The organism is Streptomyces lomondensis (assembly GCF_014651035.1).
Lineage (GTDB): Bacteria > Actinomycetota > Actinomycetes > Streptomycetales > Streptomycetaceae > Streptomyces > Streptomyces lomondensis.
Window position 1 is genome coordinate 326,123 of the sequence record NZ_BMWC01000001.1, and the last position, 20,699, is coordinate 346,821.

Consider the following 20,699-nt stretch of genomic DNA (forward strand, 5'->3'; position numbering starts at 1 on the left):
GTCAGACCTCGTCCACCTCGTCGTCCCCCACGACCGAGCGCGTGCGAAGGAGGCCCCATGGCCGTCGACTACCTCGTGATCGTCGTCTACCTGGCCGGAATGCTGGCCATGGGCTGGTGGGGCATGCGCCGCGCCCGGTCCAAGAGCGAGTTCCTGGTGGCCGGCCGCCGGCTCGGCCCGGCCATGTACTCCGGCACCATGGCGGCGATCGTCCTCGGCGGCGCCTCCACCATCGGCGGTGTGGGGCTGGGCTACCAGTACGGCCTCTCCGGCGCCTGGATGGTGTTCACCATCGGCCTCGGCCTGCTCGCCCTGTCCGTGTTCTTCTCCGCCCGCATAGCGCGTCTGAAGGTCTACACCGTCTCCGAGATGCTGGATCTCAGGTACGGCGGCCGTGCGGGGGTCATCTCCGGCGTGGTCATGTGGGCGTACACCCTCATGCTCGCGGTCACCTCGACCATCGCCTACGCCACGATCTTCGACGTCCTGTTCGACATCAACCGCACGCTCGCGATCGTCCTCGGCGGCTCGATCGTCGTCGCGTACTCCACCCTCGGCGGCATGTGGTCGATCACGCTGACCGACATGGTGCAGTTCGTGGTCAAGACGATCGGCGTGCTGCTCCTGCTGCTGCCGATCGCCGTCGTCAAGGCCGGCGGGTTCGGCGCGATGAGGGCCGAGCTGCCGACCTCCTACTTCGACCCGCTGGGCATCGGCGGCGAGACGATCTTCACCTACGTGCTGATCTACACCTTCGGCATGCTCATCGGGCAGGACATCTGGCAGCGCGTGTTCACCGCCCGCAGCGACCGCACCGCCAAGTGGGGCGGCACCATCGCCGGCACGTACTGCCTCGCCTACGCCCTCGCCGGTGCCGTCATCGGGACGGCCGCCAAGGTGCTCTACCCGAAGCTGGGCAGCCCGGACGACGCCTTCGCGACCATCGTGAAGGACGAACTGCCCGTCGGCGTGCGCGGGTTGGTGCTCGCCGCCGCGCTGGCCGCCGTGATGTCGACCTCCTCCGGCGCGCTGATCGCCTGCGCCACCGTCGCCAACAACGACATCTGGTCCCGGCTGCGGGGGATCGGCAGGAGCGCACCGGCCGGCGACCACGACGAGGTGCGGGGCAACCGCGCGTTCATCCTGCTCATGGGGCTCGCGGTGATCGCCACGGCCGTCGCGATCGACAACGTCGTGGAGGCCCTGACCGTCGCCTACAACCTCCTCGTCGGCGGCCTGCTCGTGCCGATCCTCGGCGGCCTGGTGTGGAAGCGCGGCACGGTGTACGGCGCCCTGGCCTCCGTCGTGGTCGGCGGAGTCGCGGTCGTCGTGCTGATGGCGACCCACGGCATCCTCGCCAACGAGCCCGTCTACTACGGCCTGCTCGCCTCCCTCGCCGCCTATGTGGTCGTCTCCCTGGCCACCCCGGCCACGGACGCCGCCGTCCTGGCCGCCTGGCGCGAGCGGCTCGCCGGGCGGTCTCCCGAACTCGTGTCCGAACCGGTCACGGCTCCCCAGTAGAGTCGTAGAGCAAGCAGTACATACGCGATGAAGCGTAGGAAAGAAGGCATTTCTTCATGAGCAGCAACGAGACTCCCCGCGGGCCCGTCGACTCCTCCCGCGTGCCCCGGTACGCCGGTCCCGCCACCTTCGCCCGGCTGCCCCGGCTGGACGAGGTCGGCCGCGCCGACGTCGCCGTGGTGGGCGTGCCGTTCGACTCGGGTGTCTCGTACCGGCCGGGCGCCCGCTTCGGTGGCAACGCGATCCGCGAGGCGTCCCGGCTGCTGCGCCCGTACAACCCGGCGCAGGACGCCTCCCCGTTCGCCCTCGCGCAGGTCGCGGACGGCGGCGACATCGCCGTGAACCCGTTCAACATCAACGAGGCCGTGGAGACCGTCGAGGCGGCGGCGGACGACCTGCTCGGCACCGGCGCCCGCCTGATGACCCTCGGCGGCGACCACACCATCGCGCTGCCCCTGCTGCGCTCGGTGGCGAAGAAGCACGGCCCGGTGGCCCTGCTGCACTTCGACGCCCACCTGGACACCTGGGACACGTACTTCGGCGCCGAGTACACGCACGGCACCCCGTTCCGCCGCGCGGTCGAGGAGGGCATCCTCGACACCGAGGCGCTCTCGCACGTCGGCATCCGGGGCCCGCTCTACGGCAAGCAGGATCTGACCGACGACGAGAAGATGGGCTTCGGCATCGTCACCTCGGCGGACGTCTACCGGCGCGGCGCCGACGAGGTCGCCGACCAGCTCCGCCAGCGCATCGGCGACCGGCCGCTGTACATCTCCATCGACATCGACTGCCTCGACCCGGCCCACGCCCCCGGCACGGGCACGCCCGAGGCCGGCGGCATGACCTCGCGCGAGCTGCTGGAGATCCTGCGCGGGCTGGCGTCCTGCAACCTGGTCTCCGCGGACGTCGTCGAGGTGGCCCCCGCGTACGATCACGCGGAGATCACGTCGGTGGCCGCGTCCCACACGGCGTACGAACTGACCACGATCATGTCCCGCCAGATCGCCGCGGCCCGGAAGGACTCGGAAGCCAAGTGACCCACGACCACGACCTGGTGCTCCGCCCGACGCCCGCCCAGACGGAGGCTGCCCTGAACCCTCCTCCCGGCCGCACCGGCGGAGACCTGGTCGTGGAGACGCTGGCCGGGCTGGGCGCGACGACCGTGTTCGGGCTGCCCGGCCAGCACGCGCTCGGCATGTTCGACGCGCTGCGCCGCTCGGACCTGAGGTACATCGGCCTGCGGGTGGAGAACAACGCCGGGTTCGCGGCGGACGCGTACGGCCGGATCACCGGCGAGGCGGCGCCGCTGCTGCTGTCGACGGGGCCGGGCGCCCTGACCTCCCTGGCCGCGCTCCAGGAGGCCGCCGCGGCGAGCGCCCCCGTGCTGGCGATCAGCAGCCAGGTCCCGACGGCGGGCCTCGGCGGCGGTCGGCACGGCTATCTCCATGAACTGCCCGACCAGGCGGCCTCGTTCCGGGGCGTGGTGAAGTCCGTCCACACGGTCCGCACCCAGTCCCAGATCCCCTCCGCGATCGAGGCGGCCTGGAAGTCGGCGCTGACCGCCCCGCACGGCCCGGTGTGGGTGGAGATCCCGCAGGACGTGCTGCTCGCGCAGACGGCGATCCCGGTGGTGACGGGCGGCGACGCCTTCCCCGAGGAGCTGCCGCCGCGCCCCGAACTGACCGCCGTGGCCGCCGACCTGCTGTCCAGGGCCGTCCGCCCGGCGATCATCGCGGGCGGGGGAGTGGTACGCGCGGACGCCTCCGGCAAGCTGAAGCAGCTGGCCGAGCGGCTCCGGGCGCCGGTCGTCACGACCCCCGGCGGCAAGGGCGCGTTCCCCTGGACGCACCCCCTGTCCCTCCAGTCCTGGATCGAGGACCGGCACACCACGGACTTCCTGGAGGACGCGGACGTCCTGCTCGTGGTCGGCTCGGGCCTCGGTGAACTCTCCTCCAACTACCACACGTTCAGGCCGCGCGGCCGGGTCGTCCAGATCGAGGCCGACCTCGGCAAGCTGGAGTCCAACCACCCGGCGCTCGGCATCCACGCCGACGCGCGACTGGCCCTCCAGGCCCTGCTGGAGACGGTGTCGCCCCGCGAGGACGCGACGGCCCCCGACCGGGTCCGGGAGCTGCTCGCGAAGGTCGCCGACCGTATCGCCGCCCAGGAACTCACCCTGGAGCAGGAGGTGCTGGCGTCCGTGCGCCGCGCCCTCCCGGCCGGCTCCCCGTCCTTCTGGGACATGACCATCCTGGCCTACTGGGCCTGGTCGGCCTTCGACGCCAAGGGCCCCAACCACATGCACTCCGCCCAGGGCGCGGGCGGCCTCGGCTACGCCTTCCCGGCGGCACTCGGCGCGGCGGTGGCCGACCCGACCCGGCCGGTCCTCGCGGTCTCCGGTGACGGCGGCGCCCTGTACTCGATCGCCGAGCTGGCGACGGCCCGCCAGTACGACCTGAACGTCACCTGGCTCGTCGTCGACGACGGCGGCTACGGCATCCTGCGTGAGTACATGACCGACGCGTTCGGTACGGCGACCGCGACGGAACTGACCCGGCCGGACTACGTGGCCCTGGCGGAGTCCTTCGGCGTCCCCGGGGTCCGGACGACCCCGGAGAGCCTGGAGCAGGACCTCGCGAAGGCGCTGGCGTCGCCCGGGCCGTCGGTGGTCCTGCTTCCCGCCGTGTTGCGGATGTTCGCGCCGACGCACCTGGGGTGAGCGCCGGCCGGACCGGCCGGACGGAGTTTTCCCGCTTCTCACATGGGAGGGCCAGGGCGGGGCACCTGTGTATCCGTCCACCAGCGAAGGGGAGCTGATCATGGCAATCGCCGCCGTCATCGCCGTCTGTGTCGTCCTGGCCGTCCTGGCCTTCCTCGTCCCCCGCCTCTCCCGCCACCCCGAACGCGGCACGCAGCGCACGCTCGGTGCCGGGGCCCGGGCCGGCGGCAAGGCGCCCGGCTTTCTGGGCCGGATCTTCAGCAAGCCCTTCCACAGCAGCTCGCGCGCGGTGAGCCGCAGCGGTTCGGCAGGCCGCCGCACCCGCGGCCGCCTGCCCTTCTGACCGACGCGCGGGATGAGCGGGGAGCGTGATGAATGAACGCCGAAGACGCGGACAAGCTGCTCGACGGGCTCACCGTCGATGCCAGCAGACGCGAGCAACCGGTCGTCCTGGACGCCGACGGGCGTCCCGTCCGCACCTGGCGGGAGAACTATCCGTACGACCGCAAGGTGGGCCGCAAGGAGTACGAGCGGACCAAGCGCATCCTGCAGATCGAGCTGCTCAAGCTCCAGCGGTGGGTCAAGGACACCGGCGCGCGCCTCGTCGTCGTGTGCGAGGGGCGTGACGCGGCGGGCAAGGGCGGCACGATCCAGCGGTTCACCGAGCGGCTCAACCCGCGCGGCGCACGGGTGGTCGCCCTGGACAAGCCCACCGAGCGCGAGGCCGGCCAGTGGTACTTCCAGCGGTACATCGCGCAGCTGCCGACGGCCGGGGAGATCGTCTTCTTCGACCGCTCCTGGTACAACCGGGCCGGCGTGGAGCGGGTGATGGGCTTCTGCTCCAAGGACGAGTACGAGCTGTTCCTCGACCAGTGCCCCGCCTTCGAGCGGATGCTGGTCGACGACGGCGTCCTGCTGGTCAAGTTCTGGTTCTCCGTCTCCCGCGCGGAGCAGCGCACCCGCTTCGCGATCCGGCAGGTCGATCCGGTGCGCCAGTGGAAGCTCTCCCCGACCGACCTGGCCTCGCTGGACCTCTGGGACGACTACACCGAGGCGAAGGTCGACATGTTCCGCGCCACGGACACCGCGCACGCCCCCTGGACCGTCGTCAAGAGCAACGACAAGCGGCGCGCCCGGCTGGAGACCATGCGCAGTCTGCTGTCGCGCATCGACTACGCCAGCAAGGACCGTGAGGCGGTCGGCACCCCCGACCCCCTCATCGTCGGCGCCGCCGACACCCTCCTGGAGCCCGGTGAGGAGGACACCGCGCTGTCACCCACCCCGTTGTCCTACGGCGCCGACGGGCCCGGCCGGCACCCCGAGACCGACTGACGCTCCCCGTCGGTGGGTGTCACTCGGCAGCGGTCTCGGCGGGGCGGAAGCACGCGGTCACCGACTTGCCGTGCCGCTGGCAGCGCATCCCCCACTCGTCGGCGAGCTCCTGCACGATCGCCACGCCGCGGCCGCCGACGTCCCCCGGCTCCGCCCGGCGCGGGCGGGGCAGCGTCGGGTCCTCGTCATGGACGCTCACATGGAGACAGTCGCCGTCCCACGTGAGGACCAGATGGGCGTCGCTGTGCGCGTGGACGTGCGCGTTGGTGATCAGCTCGGAGACGGTCAGCACGACGGCGTCCACCGTGTCCGGCTCCGTGGCGGCCCACGGCAGGGACGCGAGACGCTCGCGCGTCCACTCCCGCCCGGACCGTACCCCCTCGGACATGGGGAACGAATGCGCCCATCCCATAGCCTTCACCGCCACCGTCCCGCCCCCATCTGCCTCGGCCACTCTTCGGTGCCTGGTACGGGTACCCGGCACCCGCACCACCAGACATGAGGACGGTGGGCCACCCGCGACTCACCGGGCGGCCCACGCGCACCGGTTCCTAGAGGCCGTCGCGGACCATCGCGGCGACGATGTGGACGTGGCGGTCGGCCGCCGTGTTCGACCACTCGTTGTCGTAGTTCAGGCCGTAGGGCCAGAAGTGCCCGCCGCCGGTGGAGATCTTGGCGCCGGAGCCGTCGTACTGCCTGACGAGCGCGGTGGCCTGCGCGCCGGTCCAGGTGCCGCTGCCGCCGAGGCGCGACCAGCCGCCGCTCAATCCCACGCCGATGGTGTGGGAGATCTCGTGCAGGGCCGTCCGCTCGTTCATGTAGCTGCGGTTGCTGCCGAAGCGGATCGTGCCGTTCATGCTGCCGTCGGCGGTGGGGACGCCCGGCTCGTAGCGGACGGTGATGGTCTTGCCCAGGTCGCTGAGGTTGTTGTAGCGGGCCACCGCCGCGTTCATGGCCTTCGTGATGAGGTCGTAGGCGGAGCGCTGGTCCGCGGTGGGGTTGCTCGCGCGGACGAGGGACCAGGTGATGGTGGCCGCCGCGGCGCGTTCCCGGGCCGGGGCGGGCGGGGTGTGGGGGGTGGCGGCCTGGGCGACGCCCGGGCCGGCCAGCAGCGCGGCGGTCACGGCGGCTATGAGCGCCTTGCGGGACGCCTTGCGTGGGCTCATGTGCGGATCCTCCTGTGGGGGGTGGCCGTCACGATGTTTGCGAAACTTCGCACGGTGTTCGGGATCTCGTACAAACGGCGCCGCTGTCGACATCAGAGGAGGAAGGTGAAAGCCCTTCACCGACACGGCAGTTGGCGCGCTGTCGACCGCAAGTATCCCGGTGGGAAAGGTGGCGTCAAGAGTTCCCGCAGAGGTCAGTGGAACCAGAAGAGCAGCGTGTCCGGATTCATCCCGAGCGTCCGCGCGCTCTCCCACTCCTCCGCCTCGAACCGCATGACCTCGGCGAACCGGCGGGCCGCGTCGCGGAATTCGGGAGTGAGACGGTCCAGTACGGACGCGTAGGCGTCGGCGAGGGCGGCGGCCCGCTGGGCCGGCAGGGTGCCGATGGCGGGCACGGCGTCGCCGGGGTGGGGCAGGCGCAGGGGCGGGCCGCTGAACAGGAACGTGCCGGGGAGCAGGTCCGACGGGACGCCGTGCCGGGCCAGTTCGTCGTCCATGGCGTAGAACCACGCCGGACGCCGCCAGGCGCCGAGGTCGGTGGGGTCGGAGAAGTGCGCCGCGACGACCTGGTAGAAGGCGTAGCTGTACGAGGGGCAGAGGTCGGTGCTCGGGGTGCCGTCGATCAGCTCGTCCAGGGCCCGGCGGATGGAGATGTCGAGGTCGATGCCCTGTTCCCGGAACCGGGCGTCGGTGCGCTCGCACTCCGTGCGCACCCGGGCGAGCGTGCGCTCCTGCTGCTCGGTCCGCTCCACCGCGGTGAGCAGCCGCACCACTGTCCGCATGTCGCCGGTGCTCATCTCGAGGCAGTAGCCCACCGTTCGTTTCCCTTCACCCGTTCACCGGACACCGGTGTCCATGATCGGGGACGCGGGAACGGCCCCGGACCGAGGGGTCGGGGCCGTTCGAGCCTGCGTACGCACCGGGGTGACGCGGCGTCAGCTCACGTCGGACGGGTCCAGGCGGTAGATCGCCGACTGGTCCGACTGCGCCGAGGACCCGGAGGACGATCCCGAACTCGTCGCCGAATTCGTGCTCTTGCTGTAGTCGCTCTCCTTGACCGCCGTGCCGTGCTTCTGCACCCACGCCGTGACCTCGGAGCTGACGGTGGAGCCGCCGCCCCCCGGACCGCCGCCCATGCCGCCGCCGAGCTGGACGTAGTGCAGCTCGCCGTTCTTCACCAGCTCCTTGAGCCTGGCGAGGGTCATCGCCTTGTCGCTGCCGGACCAGCCCCACATGGAGATGACGGGCTCGCCGCTGCTCAGGATGAGCTGGGCCGCGCCCTGCGAACTGGACACCGCCAGCAGCCAGGTGGCGCCGTCCTGGTGCTTCTTCAGGTACGAGATCAGCTCGCTGCTCGCGCCGCCGCCCATGCCGCCGCCCATGCGGCCGGACTGCCGGGTGCCGGAGGCGTCGTCGGACGCCGTGCCGCCGGTGCCGTTCGGGGGCATGCCGCCCGCCCCTCCGGGAGCCTGACCGCTCTGCGCGCCCTGCCCGTTCTGTCCGTTCTGACCGCCGGGCGGCATCCCGCCGCCCGGGAACCCCCGGCCGCCGCCGCTCCCGCCCCCGGGCCCGCCGAAGCCACCGCCCGTCGACGGCCCGGCCGTCGGGTTCGTACCGCCCATGCCGCCGCCGGCTCCGGACGACGGCACCGACCAGGCGTACGCGGCCGGTCCCGCCACCGCCGCGGCGATCGCGGCCGCCACCGACACCGCCAGCAACCGCAGCCGCAGGCCCGAGGCGCCGGAGCGGAAGACGAACAGGCCCGCGATCGCCAGCGCCATCACGACCAGGACGGCAGGCCACAGCCAGGTGTTCCAGCCGGAGGCCCGCCGCAGCAGCACCGCGGCCCAGACGGCCGTGACGCCCAGCCCGAGGGGCAGCACCCAGACCCACCGCCGGTCCGCGCGGAAGGCCCGCAGCAGCATCACACCGCCGCCCCCGCACAGGGCCGCGATGCCCGGCGCGAGCGCGGTCGTGTAGTACGGGTGCATGGTGCCCTCGGCCAGCGCGAAGGTCAGGTAGTGCAGGGCGGTCCAGCCGCCCCACAGCACGAGCGCGGCCCGGGTGAGGTCGGTGCGCGGGGCGCGGCCGCACAGCACGAGGCCGCCGACGAGGGCGATCCCGGCGAAGGGGATCAGCCAGGAGATCTGGCCGCCGAGGATGTCGTTGAACATCCGGCCGAGGCCCGCGGTGCCGGAGAAGCCGCCGCCCCCGCCCCCTCCGCCGTTGCCGTCACCGCCGAAGATCCGGCCGAGGCCGTTGTAGCCCATGATCAGATTCGAGGCCGAACCGTCCGTCGAACCGCCGATGTACGGCCGCTCGGAGGCCGGCACCAGCGACACGGCCGCCGCCCACCAGAAACTGGACACCGCCAGCACGACACCGGCGAGCAGCAGGTTCACGATCCGCTTCGCGAGCGCGGGCCGGGCCGCGTACAGGTAGACCACGAACACGGCGGGCAGCGCGATGTACCCCTGGAGCATCTTGGTGTTGAAGGCGAGCCCGAAGCAGGCCGCCGAGCCGAGCAGCGGCAGCAGCCGCCCGTCGCGGGTCGCGCGCAGGGCGAGGGCCGCGCCGGACACCATCAGGAAGACCAGCAGGGTGTCGGGGTTGTTGTCCCGGTTGATGGCGACCGTGATCGGGGTGAGGGCCAGGACGAGGGCCGCCACGGCCGCCGCCGCGTGCCCGAACACCCGCTTCACGCAGGAGTGCAGGATCCAGATGGTGGCCAGCGCAGCGACGACCATCGGCGCCATCATCTGCCAGGTGCCGTAGCCGAGGACCCGGCAGGACAGGCCCATCACCATCAGCGCGAGCGGCGGCTTGTCGACGGTGAGGAAGTTCCCGGCGTCCAACGAGCCGAAGAACCACGCCTTCCAGCTCTCGGTGCCGCTCAGCACGGCGGCACTGTAGAAGCTGTTGAGGCCGGAGCCGGACAGGTTCCAGGAGTAGAGCACCGCGGCCAGGGCGAGGATCGCGAGCAGCGCGGGGAGCGACCAGCGCGGGGCGGCGGTGTCCCGGGGCGGGGACGCGGCGGGCTCCGCGGTGCGGGGCTGGGTTTCGGTGGCAGATGTCACCCCAGCAGCGTGGGCGGCCCTGGTGTGTGGCCGCTGTGCCGAAGCTGGCCCCTTCCTGTGAAACCGCACAGCGCCCGATAACGACTCGCACAAGCCTTCGCCGAACCGCACAACCTTTCCCTCGTCCCGAGGAGTCATGGGGTGCATGACTTCTGGGATATCCCGCCGCGCGAGAGTGCTGGCGGTGGCCGTGGGTACGGGCGTGCTCGTGCCGCTCGTCGCCGCCGCCACACCCGCCGCCGCTGCCACCCCGGCCGTGACCTGCACCTCGGCCAAGGCCGGCCTGGCCACCAAACTGAAGAACGACATCACCGCCGCGCTCGCCACCCGCAAGGGCACCGTCGCCGTCGGCCTCTACGACCGCAGCACCAACACCACCTGCACCCTGCGCGCGGGCTCCGCCTACGACTCGGCGAGTGTGGTCAAGGTCACCGTCCTCGCCACGCTGCTGTGGGATGCGAAGAAGACCGGCCGGTACCTCACCGACCGCGAGAACACGCTCGCCAAGGCCATGATCACCAAGTCGGACAACGCCGCGACCTCCACCCTGTGGAAGCAGCTCGGCCTGACGAAGATCAAGGGCTTCCTCACCGCGGCCGGCATGACCCAGACCAAGCCCGGTGCGAACGGCTACTGGGGCCTGACCCAGATCACCGTCACCGACGAGCAGAAGCTGCTGAAGCTCATCACCGGCACGAACGCGGTCCTGAGCGACAACTCCCGCGCCTACATCCTCAAGCTGATGGGCCAGGTCGTCTCGTCCCAGCGCTGGGGCACGCCGTACGGGGTGCCCTCCGGCGTCACCGTGGCCGTCAAGAACGGCTGGCTCCAGCGCTCCACGTACGGCTGGCGGGTGCACAGCGTCGGCGCGTTCAAGGGCGGCGGCCACGACTACATGATCACCGTGCTCACCCACGGCAACAGCACCATGAACTACGGCATCGCCACCATCCAGGCCGTGGCCAAGGTCATCCACAGGGACCTGGCGGCGAGCTGACCCTTCACCGCGCGGCCCACCCGGCGTCACCGGCGCGTCCTACGGTGACGCCCATGCCCCTGAGAACCCACCTCGCCCTCCTGACCGCAGGCCTGGCGGCGGCCACGTGCCTGACCGCCGCGGGGCCCGCCCAGGCGCGGGCACAGCACGCCTGCTCGCCGTCCGTCTCCCTCGACCGCTTCTCCGACGCGCTCGACAAGACGACGTACGACAACACCTTCGTCGGCAACTTCTCCGCGCTGGCCGTGGACCGGGACGGCTCCCTGGCCGCCCTCTCCGACCGCTCGTCGCTGTTCCGCCTGGACGCGACGACGCTGAAGCCCCGGTCCGTCACGCCGCTCACCGACGAGACCGGAGCCGAGCTCGACTCCGAGGGCCTGGTCGTGGACCGGGACGGCACGTATCTCGTCTCCTCCGAGACCGAGCCGTCGGTACGCCGCTACTCCCGCACGGGCGCGATCCTGGACCGCCTCCCGGTCCCGGACGACCTGCGCGTGAGCCCCGCGGGCCGTGGCCGGCCCAACGGCACCTTCGAGGGCCTGACCCTCCTCCCCGACGGCCGCACCCTGGTCGCGTCCATGGAGTACGCCCTCTCCGGCGACCCCGCCGACACCGTCCGACTCCAGACCTGGAAGCGCCACGGGGCCCACTTCCGGCTCGCCGCCCAGTACACCTACCGCACCGACCCGGGCCTCGGCGTCCCCGAGATCCAGGCCACCCCGGACGGCCGCCTCCTGGTCCTGGAACGCGGCTTCACGGCCGGCGTGGGCAACACCGTCCGCCTCTACCTGGCCGACCCCCGCCACGGCATGAGGAAGACCCTGCTCACGGACCTCGTGACCTGCCCGACCCTGGGAGCCACGGCCAAGCAGCCCCAGCCGAACCCCCTCCTCGACAACATCGAGGGCATGACGATCACAGGCAGGGCGAAGGACCGCCTCAAGGTCCTGCTGGTCAGCGACGACAACCAGAACCCGGCCCAGACGACCCGCTTCTACTCCTTGCGCGTACGGGCATCTGCCTAGGGGCGCGGGGAACTGCGCGACCAGCCACAGGACCGCCGCACCCGGAAACGAACGGAAACTGTTACGGCGGGATGAAAACGGCCCCCGACGGCGTTGGTGCCTTCCGGCAGCTCAGGACGACTGGAAGGCACCGGCGTGACACCGAAACGGGGATGGGCACGACGACTGTGGGCCTACGCGTGGCGCCACCCGAAGGACGTCGTACTCGCCCTCGGCTCCTCGCTCGCCGGCATGGCCGTCATGGCCCTCGTCCCGCTGATCACCAAGGTGATCATCGACGACGTCATCAGCGACCACACCCGCTCCATGACCACCTGGGCCGGCCTCCTCGTCGCCGCCGCCCTGGTCGTCTACGTCCTCACCTACATCCGCCGCTACTACGGCGGCCGCCTCGCCCTCGACGTCCAGCACGACCTGCGGACGGAGATGTTCGGCACGATCACCCGGCTCGACGGCCGCCGCCAGGACGAGCTGTCCACCGGCCAGGTCGTCGGCCGGGCCACCAGCGACCTCCAGCTGATCCAGAGCCTGCTCTTCATGCTCCCGATGACCATCGGGAACTTCCTGCTGTTCCTGATCTCCCTGGTGATCATGGCGTGGCTGTCGCTGCCGCTCACCCTGGTCGCCCTGGCCGTCGCCCCCGCCCTGTGGTGGATCGCCAAGCGCAGCCGCACCCGGCTGCACCCCTCCACCTGGTACGCCCAGGCCCAGGCCGCCGCCGTCGCCGGCGTGGTCGACGGCGCCGTCAGCGGCGTACGCGTGGTGAAGGGCTTCGGGCAGGAGGAGCAGGAGACCGGCAAGCTCCGGGAGGTCGGCCGCAGGCTCTTCGCGGGCCGGCTGCGCACCATCCGCCTGAACTCGGTCTACACCCCGGCCCTGCAGTCCGTCCCGGCCCTCGGCCAGGTCGCGATGCTGGCGCTCGGCGGCTGGCTGGCGGTGCGCGGGCACATCACGCTCGGCACGTTCGTCGCCTTCTCCACCTACCTCGCCCAGCTCGTCGGCCCGGTCCGCATGCTCGCCATGGTCCTCACGGTCGGCCAGCAGGCCCGCGCCGGCACCGAACGCGTCCTGGAGCTGATCGACACCGAGCCGTCCCTGACCGACGGCACCAAGGAACTGCCCGCCGACGCGCCCGCGACCGTCGAGTTCGACGACGTCTCCTTCGGCTACGAGGACGGCCGCCCCGTCCTCGACGGGCTCTCCTTCGACATCCGCCCGGGCGAGACCCTGGCCGTCGTCGGCTCCTCCGGCTCCGGCAAGTCCACCGTCTCCCTGCTCCTGCCGCGCTTCTACGACGTCACCCGCGGTGCCGTCCTGGTCGGCGGGCACGACGTGCGCGAACTGACCCTCCAGTCGCTGCGGGCCGCGATCGGGCTGGTCCCGGAGGACTCGTTCCTCTTCTCCGACACGGTCCGCAACAACATCGCCTACGGCCGCCCGGACGCCACCCAGGAGGAGATCGAGCAGGCCGCCCGCGCCGCCCAGGCGGACCGCTTCATCGCGGAACTCCCCGACGGCTACGACACCACCGTCGGCGAGCACGGCCTCACCCTCTCCGGCGGCCAGCGCCAGCGCGTCGCCCTGGCCCGCGCGATCCTCAGCGACCCGCGCCTGCTGGTCCTGGACGACGCCACCTCCGCCGTGGACGCCCGCGTCGAGCACGAGATCCACGAGGCCCTGAAGGGCGTCATGCGGGGCCGCACCACCCTGCTGATCGCGCACCGCCGCTCCACCCTGAACCTCGCCGACCGCATCGCCGTCCTGGACGGCGGCCGGCTCGCCGACATCGGCACCCACGAGGAGCTCCAGGAGCGCTCGGCGCTCTACCGGCGCCTGCTCACCGACCCGGACGAGCTGGGCGCGGTCTCCCCGGGCCACACCCAGCCGGCCGTCCCCCAGGAGGACACCTCCGTACGGGACGAGCTGGACGCGGAGTTCGACGCCGAGCGCGGGGTCACCCCGAGGCTGTGGACCGGGGACCGCGAGCGCAAGGACCTCGCCCTCGCCGAGAGCCCCGCCACGCCCGAGCTGCTCGCCCAGGTCGAGGCGCTGCCCCCGGCCACCGACCTGCCCGACGTCGACGAGTCCCGGGCCGTCCAGCCGGAGGAGTCCTACGGCCTGCGCCGGCTGCTGCGCGGCTTCGGGCTGCCGCTGCTGGTCAGCCTCGCCCTGGTCGCCACCGACGCGGGCATGGGCCTGTTGCTGCCCGTGCTGATCCGGCACGGCATCGACTCCGGCGTCACACAGGCCGCGCTCGGCGCCGTGTGGGCGGCGTCCCTGCTCGCGCTGCTGACGGTGGTCGTGCAGTGGGCGGCCCAGGTCGGCGAGATCCGGATGACGGGACGCACCGGCGAGAGGGTGCTGTACTCGCTCCGGCTGAAGATCTTCGCCCAGCTCCAGCGCCTCGGGCTCGACTACTACGAGCGGGAGCTGACCGGCCGGATCATGACTCGCATGACGACCGACGTCGACGCGCTGTCGACGTTCCTCCAGACGGGCCTCGTCACCGCCTTCGTCTCGGTCGTCACCTTCTTCGGCATCATGATCGCCCTGCTGGTGATCGACCTCGAACTAGCCCTGGTCGTCTTCGCGACGCTGCCGCCGCTGATCATCGCCACGTTCTTCTTCCGCCGGGCGAGCGTGAAGGCGTACGAACTGGCCCGCGAGCGGGTGTCCGTGGTCAACGCCGACCTCCAGGAGTCGGTGTCCGGGCTGCGGATCGTGCAGGCGTTCCGGCGCGAGCGGGACGGCGGGCGGCGGTTCGCCGAGCGCAGCGACAGCTACCGCCGGGCGCGCATCCGGGGCCAGTGGCTGATCTCCGTGTACTTTCCGTTCGTACAGTTCCTGTCGTCGGTGGCGGCCGCGGCCGTGCTGATCGTGGGCGGCGCGCGGGTCGACGACGGGACGCTGGCGATCGGCTCGCTGGTGGCGTACCTGCTCTACATCGACCTGTTCTTCGCGCCCGTGCAGCAGCTCTCTCAGGTCTTCGACGGCTACCAGCAGGCGACCGTCTCGCTCGGCCGCATCCAGGAACTGCTCCGGGAGCCGACGTCGACGAAGCCCGCCGACGAACCCCGCGAGGTCCTGTCCCTGCGGGGCGAGATCGCCTTCGAGGACGTGCACTTCGCGTACGGCGACGACGAAGAGGCCCTCGGCGGCGTCGACCTGCGCATCCCGGCCGGGCAGACCGTCGCGTTCGTCGGCGAGACCGGCGCCGGCAAGTCGACCCTCGTCAAGCTCGTCGCCCGCTTCTACGACCCCACCTCCGGCCGGGTCACCGTCGACGGCACCGATCTGCGGGCCCTGGACCTCACCTCGTACCGGCACCGTCTGGGGGTCGTCCCGCAGGAGGCGTACCTCTTCCAGGGCACCGTCCGCGACGCCATCGCCTACGGCCGGCCCGACGCCACCGACGCCGAGGTGGAGGCAGCCGCCCGCGCGGTCGGGGCGCACGACATGATCGCCACTCTGGAGGGCGGCTACCTCCACGAGGTCGCCGAGCGCGGCCGCAACCTCTCCGCCGGGCAGCGCCAGCTGATCGCCCTGGCCCGTGCCGAGCTGGTCGACCCGGACGTGCTGCTGCTCGACGAGGCGACGGCCGCGCTGGACCTGGCCACGGAGGCCCAGGTCAACCAGGCCACCGACCGCCTCGCGGGCCGCCGCACCACCCTCGTCGTGGCCCACCGCCTCACCACCGCCGCCCGCGCCGACCGGGTCGTCGTCATGGACCACGGCCGGGTCGCCGAGGACGGCACCCACGAGGAGCTGCTCGCGCGCGGCGGCCGGTACGCCGAGCTGTGGCGGACCTTCATCGGCGCCGCGGAGCCCGAGGAGCCGGTCGGCGCGTCCCGCTGACGGCGTCCAGCGTCTTGATGACGCTCGTGCAACCGTCCGACATACGTCATGCGTCCGTACACCTGTACGTCGATGGTCGCGGACGACGCGGTACGGGAGGACGACAGTGGACAGTGGAGCGATACGCCGGCGGCTCGCGCTCGGCCTGGCCGTGCTGACCGCCTCCGGCCTGCTCGCCGTCGCGGCGCCGGGCGAGGCGCAGGCCGCCGCCTCCGCCCACTGCCCCGGCCGCAAGGTCCGCACCCTGCCGTTCTCCTCCGGGACCGTGCTCGTCTACAAGCGCGGCGGCTACGTCTGCGCCGTGACCCTCGCCAAGAGGCCCGGCGTGCAGCGGACGATGAAGGTGAGCGTGCAGGCACGCGGCAACCGCCCGGTCGTCGACGAAGGCCGCTACTCCTACCACGCCGGCCCGGTGACCGTGCACGCCGGGCGCCGCTGCGTATGGGTCAAGGGCAAGGTGGGCCGGGGCACGTTCAGCTCCGGCTGGATCCTGTGCTGACCCTCGGCGGCGCACAGGGTTTCCCCTATGTCCCCTGGTGCTGGGGCGAGTTGATCCGCTAGCTTCCGGCGCACATCTGTCTCACAGGGGAGTGCGCATGCGCAAGGCGCTCAGATGGCTGCTGGCGCTCACGGTGCTCATAGGCACGTTGAGCACGGCCGGAGCGGCCACCGCCGCCGAGCCGGCGGCCGGCACCACCGACATCAAGGAGAGGCTGCTCTCCGTACCGGGCATGAGCCTGGTCGAGGAGAAGCCGTACACCGGCTACCGCTTCTTCGTCCTGAACTACACCCAGCCGGTCGACCACCGGAAGCCCTCCAAGGGCACGTTCCAGCAGCGCATCACCGTGCTGCACAAGGACGTCTCCCGCCCGACGGTCTTCTTCACCAGCGGCTACAACGTCTCCACGACGCCCCGCCGCAGCGAGCCGACCCAGATCGTGGACGGCAACCAGGTCTCCCTGGAGTACCGCTTCTTCACCCCGTCCCGGCCCCAGCCGGCCGACTGGTCCAAGCTGGACATCTGGCAGGCCGCCAGCGACCAGCACCGGGTCTTCAAGGCCCTGAAGGGCATCTACGGCAAGAAGTGGATCTCCACGGGTGGTTCGAAGGGCGGCATGACCGCCACCTACTACGAGCGCTTCTACCCGCGGGACATGGACGGCGTCGTCGCTTACGTCGCCCCCAACGACGTGGTCAACAAGGAGGACTCGGCCTACGACCGCTTCTTCGCCCGCGTCGGCACCGAGGAGTGCCGCGACCGGCTGAACGGCGTGCAGCGCGAGGCGCTGGTGCGCCGCGAGCCGCTGGAGAAGAAGTACGCGGCCTACGCGCAGGACAACGGCCTCACCTTCACCACCATCGGCAGCCTGGACAAGGCCTACGAGGCCACCGTCCTCGACTACGTGTGGGGCTTCTGGCAGTACAGCCTGCTGTCCGACTGCGACCAGATCCCGGCCGACGCCAAGAACGCCACCGACGACGAGATCTGGGACTCCGTCGACACGATCGCCGGCTTCTCCGCCTACGCCGACCAGGGCCTGGAGCCGTACACGCCGTACTACTACCAGGCCGGCACGCAGCTCGGCGCGCCGACGATCGGCTTCCCGCACATCGAGAAGCAGTACATCCGCTACGGCTACCAGCCGCCCCGGAACTTCGTCCCGCGTGACATCCCCATGCGGTTCCAGCCGCAGGCGATGCGGGACGTCGACAGCTGGGTGAGGCACAACGCCCGCCACATGCTCTTCGTCAACGGCCAGAACGACCCGTGGAGCGCGGAGCCGTTCCGCCTCGGCAAGGGCGCGAAGGACTCCTACGTCTTCACCGCCCCCGGCATGAACCACGGCGCCAACGTCGCGAGCCTCGTGCCGGAGCAGAAGGCCCTCGCCACGGCCCGCATCCTCGACTGGGCCGGTGTCGCCCCCGGCGCGGTGCAGGCCGACCCGCAGACGGCCAAGCCGCTGGCGAAGTTCGACGCCAAGCTGGACAAGCGGGACGTGCAGCGGGAGATGACGCTGCGTCCGTAAGCCCGTAGTCCCCGCGCCCGGCCGCCGCTCACAGCGGCCGGGCGCACCCCACGGGCCGGTCCCCGCCGAGCCGCACGTACAGGGCGGTCGAGACGGGGCAGTCGGCCCGCTCGGCCACGGCCCGGGTCACCTTGTACTCCGGCTTCTGCTCGCCCTCGCCGTCGCAGGCGGTCTCGCGGACCTGGCCGTCGCCGGAGCTGTAGACGCAGTCGCCGACGATGGTGCGGGGCCCGCCCCCGCCGCCCGGGTCGCCCGGGTGCGGCGGCTGGAGGTTGCGCATGCAGGCGTATCCCTGGGGCACCGCCCCGTCGCCGTCCTCGTCGGACGCGGGCCGCTGCTCGCTGATGTGCAGCACGAAGTCGGTGGTCCCGGGGCAGCGCGGCCCGTCCCGCACCGCGCCGTCGTGCCGCGCCACGACCCGCGCCGCCGCCCGCTCCCCGGAACACGGCACCTCGGTGAAGCTCGTCGTACCGAACGAGCTGCACTCGTCGACCGCGAGGAACACCGCCCCGTACCCGGACGGCAGGGTCGCCGACGGCGAGGCCGCACCGGTCGTCCCCGAGGCCGGCCCGCCCAGCCGGCCGTCCTCCGTCGCGCCCGCCGAGGGGCTCTGACATCCGGTCAGCAGCGCTCCGAGCAGCACCAGCAGCCCGCACACCACCCCCGCCGAACTTCTCTCGCGCATCGCCATCCCCCCGAGTGCCCAGGCCCGTCGTTCAGATCACAAACGACAGGCCCGGGCCCAGCGTGACTCTCCGGAGGGGCGCACGCCAGGGTCACGGGGCGGTTTGCGCACCTTGGGGGTGGTGCGCCCGGTCCCTGGCGTACGGCTGGTACGACAGTCCGTAGCCGATGGGGTACAGCACCTGCTCCGGATCATCCGCCCGCCGCACCGCCACCGGCAGCTTCCCGCGTGGCTCCACCCGTCCCGCGATCACCCGTGCGGCGGCCCGCAGTTCGACGTCGGTCCAGGAGTAGGCGGCCAGGCAGGCCGCGGCGGACGGCAGCTGGGCCACGTCGTACGGGTTGCGGATCGCGACCGCCACGACCGGCCTCCCGGTCGCCGCGAGCTGCTCGACCAGTGCCTTCTGGCTGCTGCTCGCCGTGACGTTGTAGGTGGCGGCCACGACCGCGTCCGCGTCCCGCGCCGCCGCGACGGCCCGGGCGATGGTCGCGGCGGAGGGTGCCGTGCCCGTCGGCAGGGCGGTGGCGGTGAAGCCCAGTTCGGTCAGCGCGCCCGCGAGCACGCCCGTGGGCGGCCCGGTCGTCCCCGACGGCGAGGCCGGATCGGCCCCGACCACGAGCACCTTGGGGTACCGCCGCCGGGACAGCGGCAGCAGCCGCCCCTCGTTGACGAGCAGCGTGGTCGTCCGCTCGGCGATCCGGTCGGCCGCCGCCAGATGCGCCCGGGTCCCGACGTTCCGGTCGACGCCGTCCTGGCCGACGTACGGCGAGCGGAACAGCCCGAGCTTCGCCTTGAGCCGCAGGATCCGCAGGACCGACGCGTCGAGCCGGGCCTCGGTCAGCTCACCGCCGCGCACGGCGGTCAGGACGGCGTTCCAGGCGAGGTCCAGGTCGGGCGGGTTGAGGAGCTGGTCCACGCCCGCCTTCAGGGCGAGCACCGGCACCCGGTCGTCGCCGTACTTGGTGCGTACGCCCTCCATGCCGAGGGAGTCGGTGACCACGACCCCGTCGTAGCCGAGCTGCTCGCGCAGGATGCCGGTGAGGATGGGGCGGGAGAGGGTGGCCGGGTCGCCGGAGTCGTCCAGGGCCGGGACCATCAGGTGCGCGGTCATGATGGAGTCGATGCCGGCGGCGATCGCGGCCCGGAACGGCGGTGCGTCCAGCTTCTCCCACAGCTCCCGGCTGTGCGTGATGGTGGGGAAGCCGGTGTGGCTGTCGACGTTGGTGTCCCCGTGCCCGGGGAAGTGCTTGGCGGTCGCGGCGACCCCGGACCCCTGGTACCCGGCGACCTCGGCGGCCACCAGCGCGGCCACCGCCCGCGGGTCGGCGCCGAAGGAGCGGACGCCGATGACCGGGTTGGCCGGGTTGACGTTCACGTCGGCCACGGGGGAGTAGTCCTGCCGGATCCCCATCGCCCGCAACTCGCGCCCGGCGATGCGGCCGAGGGCGCGCGCGTCGGACCGCGACCCGCCCGCCCCGATCGCCATGGCGCCCGGGAACAGCGTCGCGGGCCTGCCCACCCGCGCCACGATCCCGTGCTCCTGGTCGGTGGAGATCAGCACGGGCAGCCCGCGCGGCAGGTCGAGAGAGGCCTGCTGGATGCCGTCGGACAGGGCCGCGATCTGGTGCGGCTCGCGGGTGTTGTGCGCCCAGGCGAAGTAGATGATGCCGCCGACCCGGTACTTCGCGACCAGCTCGGCGGCCGTACGGACCCCGATCTCCTTGAGGTTGGCGTCGATGTCGGCCTGGTCGGGGGCGGTGGCGGAGTGGCCGTAGACCCGCATCACGAAGAGCTGCCCGACCTTCTCCTCCAGCGTCATGCGGGAGACGAGGCCGCGGAGCAGGCGGTCGTCCGGGGCGTCGGCGGCGTACGCGGGCCCGGCGGCGGCCAGGGCGGCGGTGACGCCCGCGGTGGCGGCGAGGACGGTACGTCTGGAGGGCTGTGCGGTGCTTCCCGTGCTTCCCGTGCTTTCCGTGCTTCCCGTGCCGGTGTCGTGCACGTGGGCTCCTTCCGGAGGTGATCCGCTCGGATCCGCTGAAGGAAATCTGAAGGAAACTTCCAGGAGGTCACCAATAACCGGGAAGTTTCTGCCAGTCAAGGGAATGCACAGTAACCAACGAGTGGCCGCCACCGGCGCGGTTGGAGGGGGGCGCGCCGATGGCGGTGGTGCCGCCGGCCGCGGTACGGCGGAGAGGGTGGTCAGCGATCGCAGCCAGCAGCGAGGGCCGACACCGCACCGAGGTGACTCCCCGGCGGCCTCGGATTGGACGATCCGGGTCCGGCACGGGTTCCCGA

General features: G+C 72.0%; 16 protein-coding genes. 10 read left to right on the top strand and 6 right to left on the bottom strand.

Annotated features, from left to right (window positions below):
* Window positions 1–57: 57 nt before the first annotated feature.
* From IE255_RS01420 to ppk2, 5 genes are all read left to right on the top strand, one after another.
* Window positions 58–1,521 (top strand): sodium:solute symporter family protein, encoded by a 1,464-nt coding sequence (locus IE255_RS01420; RefSeq protein ID WP_190048238.1) that lies wholly within the window; start codon window positions 58–60, stop codon window positions 1,519–1,521.
* Between the two features lie 56 nt (window positions 1,522–1,577).
* Entirely contained in the window at window positions 1,578–2,558 is a 981-nt protein-coding gene (gene speB, locus IE255_RS01425; protein ID WP_190048239.1) for an agmatinase, read from the top strand.
* Window positions 2,555–4,240: a thiamine pyrophosphate-binding protein gene (locus tag IE255_RS01430; RefSeq protein ID WP_190048240.1), complete on the top strand. Its 1,686-nt coding sequence runs from the start codon at window positions 2,555–2,557 to the stop codon at window positions 4,238–4,240. Before speB ends, IE255_RS01430 begins: the two co-directional genes overlap by 4 nt.
* Before the next feature lie 100 nt (window positions 4,241–4,340).
* Window positions 4,341–4,583 (top strand): DUF6411 family protein, encoded by a 243-nt coding sequence (locus IE255_RS01435; protein WP_190048241.1) that lies wholly within the window; start codon window positions 4,341–4,343, stop codon window positions 4,581–4,583.
* A 32-nt stretch (window positions 4,584–4,615) separates the two neighbouring features.
* The gene (gene ppk2 / locus IE255_RS01440) at window positions 4,616–5,572 is read left to right on the top strand and encodes a polyphosphate kinase 2 (RefSeq protein WP_190048242.1); all 957 of its coding nucleotides are present in this window, start codon (window positions 4,616–4,618) and stop codon (window positions 5,570–5,572) included.
* A gap of 19 nt (window positions 5,573–5,591) precedes the next feature.
* Here the strand turns inward: ppk2 and IE255_RS01445 are convergent, their stop codons facing one another.
* The 4 genes from IE255_RS01445 to IE255_RS01460 form a co-directional block, all read right to left on the bottom strand.
* The gene (locus tag IE255_RS01445) at window positions 5,592–5,999 is read right to left on the bottom strand and encodes an ATP-binding protein (RefSeq protein ID WP_190048243.1); all 408 of its coding nucleotides are present in this window, start codon (window positions 5,997–5,999) and stop codon (window positions 5,592–5,594) included.
* Between the two features lie 124 nt (window positions 6,000–6,123).
* Window positions 6,124–6,738 (bottom strand): hypothetical protein, encoded by a 615-nt coding sequence (locus IE255_RS01450; protein WP_190048244.1) that lies wholly within the window; start codon window positions 6,736–6,738, stop codon window positions 6,124–6,126.
* 194 nt (window positions 6,739–6,932) lie between these two features.
* Window positions 6,933–7,553 (bottom strand): DUF7691 family protein, encoded by a 621-nt coding sequence (locus tag IE255_RS01455; RefSeq protein ID WP_443732520.1) that lies wholly within the window; start codon window positions 7,551–7,553, stop codon window positions 6,933–6,935.
* 120 nt (window positions 7,554–7,673) lie between these two features.
* Window positions 7,674–9,815, bottom strand: a complete 2,142-nt coding sequence (locus tag IE255_RS01460) for a mannosyltransferase YkcB-related protein (protein WP_190048246.1) — start codon at window positions 9,813–9,815, stop codon at window positions 7,674–7,676.
* A gap of 145 nt (window positions 9,816–9,960) precedes the next feature.
* On the opposite strand from IE255_RS01460, the gene IE255_RS01465 reads away from it, so the two are divergent.
* The 5 genes from IE255_RS01465 to IE255_RS01485 all read left to right on the top strand — a co-directional run bounded on the left by IE255_RS01465 (window position 9,961) and on the right by IE255_RS01485 (window position 17,719).
* A complete protein-coding gene (locus tag IE255_RS01465; protein WP_190048247.1) occupies window positions 9,961–10,812 on the top strand; it encodes a serine hydrolase in 852 nt (283 codons plus the stop codon).
* A gap of 53 nt (window positions 10,813–10,865) precedes the next feature.
* Window positions 10,866–11,837, top strand: a complete 972-nt coding sequence (locus IE255_RS01470; protein WP_190048248.1) for an esterase-like activity of phytase family protein — start codon at window positions 10,866–10,868, stop codon at window positions 11,835–11,837.
* A gap of 135 nt (window positions 11,838–11,972) precedes the next feature.
* Window positions 11,973–15,692 (top strand): ABC transporter ATP-binding protein, encoded by a 3,720-nt coding sequence (locus tag IE255_RS01475; RefSeq protein WP_190048249.1) that lies wholly within the window; start codon window positions 11,973–11,975, stop codon window positions 15,690–15,692.
* Window positions 15,693–15,798: 106 nt separating this feature from the next.
* On the top strand, window positions 15,799–16,191 hold the full coding sequence (locus IE255_RS01480) for a hypothetical protein (protein WP_190048250.1): 393 nt from the start codon (window positions 15,799–15,801) through the stop codon (window positions 16,189–16,191).
* 97 nt (window positions 16,192–16,288) lie between these two features.
* Window positions 16,289–17,719 (top strand): S28 family serine protease, encoded by a 1,431-nt coding sequence (locus IE255_RS01485; protein WP_190048251.1) that lies wholly within the window; start codon window positions 16,289–16,291, stop codon window positions 17,717–17,719.
* 28 nt (window positions 17,720–17,747) lie between these two features.
* On the opposite strand, the gene IE255_RS01490 is transcribed toward IE255_RS01485, so the two are convergent.
* A complete protein-coding gene (locus tag IE255_RS01490) occupies window positions 17,748–18,404 on the bottom strand; it encodes a hypothetical protein (protein ID WP_190048252.1) in 657 nt (218 codons plus the stop codon).
* A gap of 91 nt (window positions 18,405–18,495) precedes the next feature.
* On the bottom strand, window positions 18,496–20,403 hold the full coding sequence (locus tag IE255_RS01495) for a glycoside hydrolase family 3 protein (RefSeq protein ID WP_190048253.1): 1,908 nt from the start codon (window positions 20,401–20,403) through the stop codon (window positions 18,496–18,498).
* Between the last annotated feature and the right edge of the window lie 296 nt (window positions 20,404–20,699).

What these genes read in the sequence shown, in the direction of transcription:
- IE255_RS01420 (WP_190048238.1), top strand. Translation starts at nt 58, where the DNA reads ATGGCCGTCGACTACCTCGTGATCGTCGTCTACCTGGCCGGAATGCTG.
- speB (WP_190048239.1), top strand. Translation starts at nt 1,578, where the DNA reads ATGAGCAGCAACGAGACTCCCCGCGGGCCCGTCGACTCCTCCCGCGTG.
- IE255_RS01435 (WP_190048241.1), top strand. Translation starts at nt 4,341, where the DNA reads ATGGCAATCGCCGCCGTCATCGCCGTCTGTGTCGTCCTGGCCGTCCTG.
- ppk2 (WP_190048242.1), top strand. Translation starts at nt 4,616, where the DNA reads ATGAACGCCGAAGACGCGGACAAGCTGCTCGACGGGCTCACCGTCGAT.
- IE255_RS01450 (WP_190048244.1), bottom strand. Translation starts at nt 6,738, where the DNA reads ATGAGCCCACGCAAGGCGTCCCGCAAGGCGCTCATAGCCGCCGTGACC.
- IE255_RS01465 (WP_190048247.1), top strand. Translation starts at nt 9,961, where the DNA reads ATGACTTCTGGGATATCCCGCCGCGCGAGAGTGCTGGCGGTGGCCGTG.
- IE255_RS01470 (WP_190048248.1), top strand. Translation starts at nt 10,866, where the DNA reads ATGCCCCTGAGAACCCACCTCGCCCTCCTGACCGCAGGCCTGGCGGCG.
- IE255_RS01485 (WP_190048251.1), top strand. Translation starts at nt 16,289, where the DNA reads ATGCGCAAGGCGCTCAGATGGCTGCTGGCGCTCACGGTGCTCATAGGC.
- IE255_RS01490 (WP_190048252.1), bottom strand. Translation starts at nt 18,404, where the DNA reads ATGCGCGAGAGAAGTTCGGCGGGGGTGGTGTGCGGGCTGCTGGTGCTG.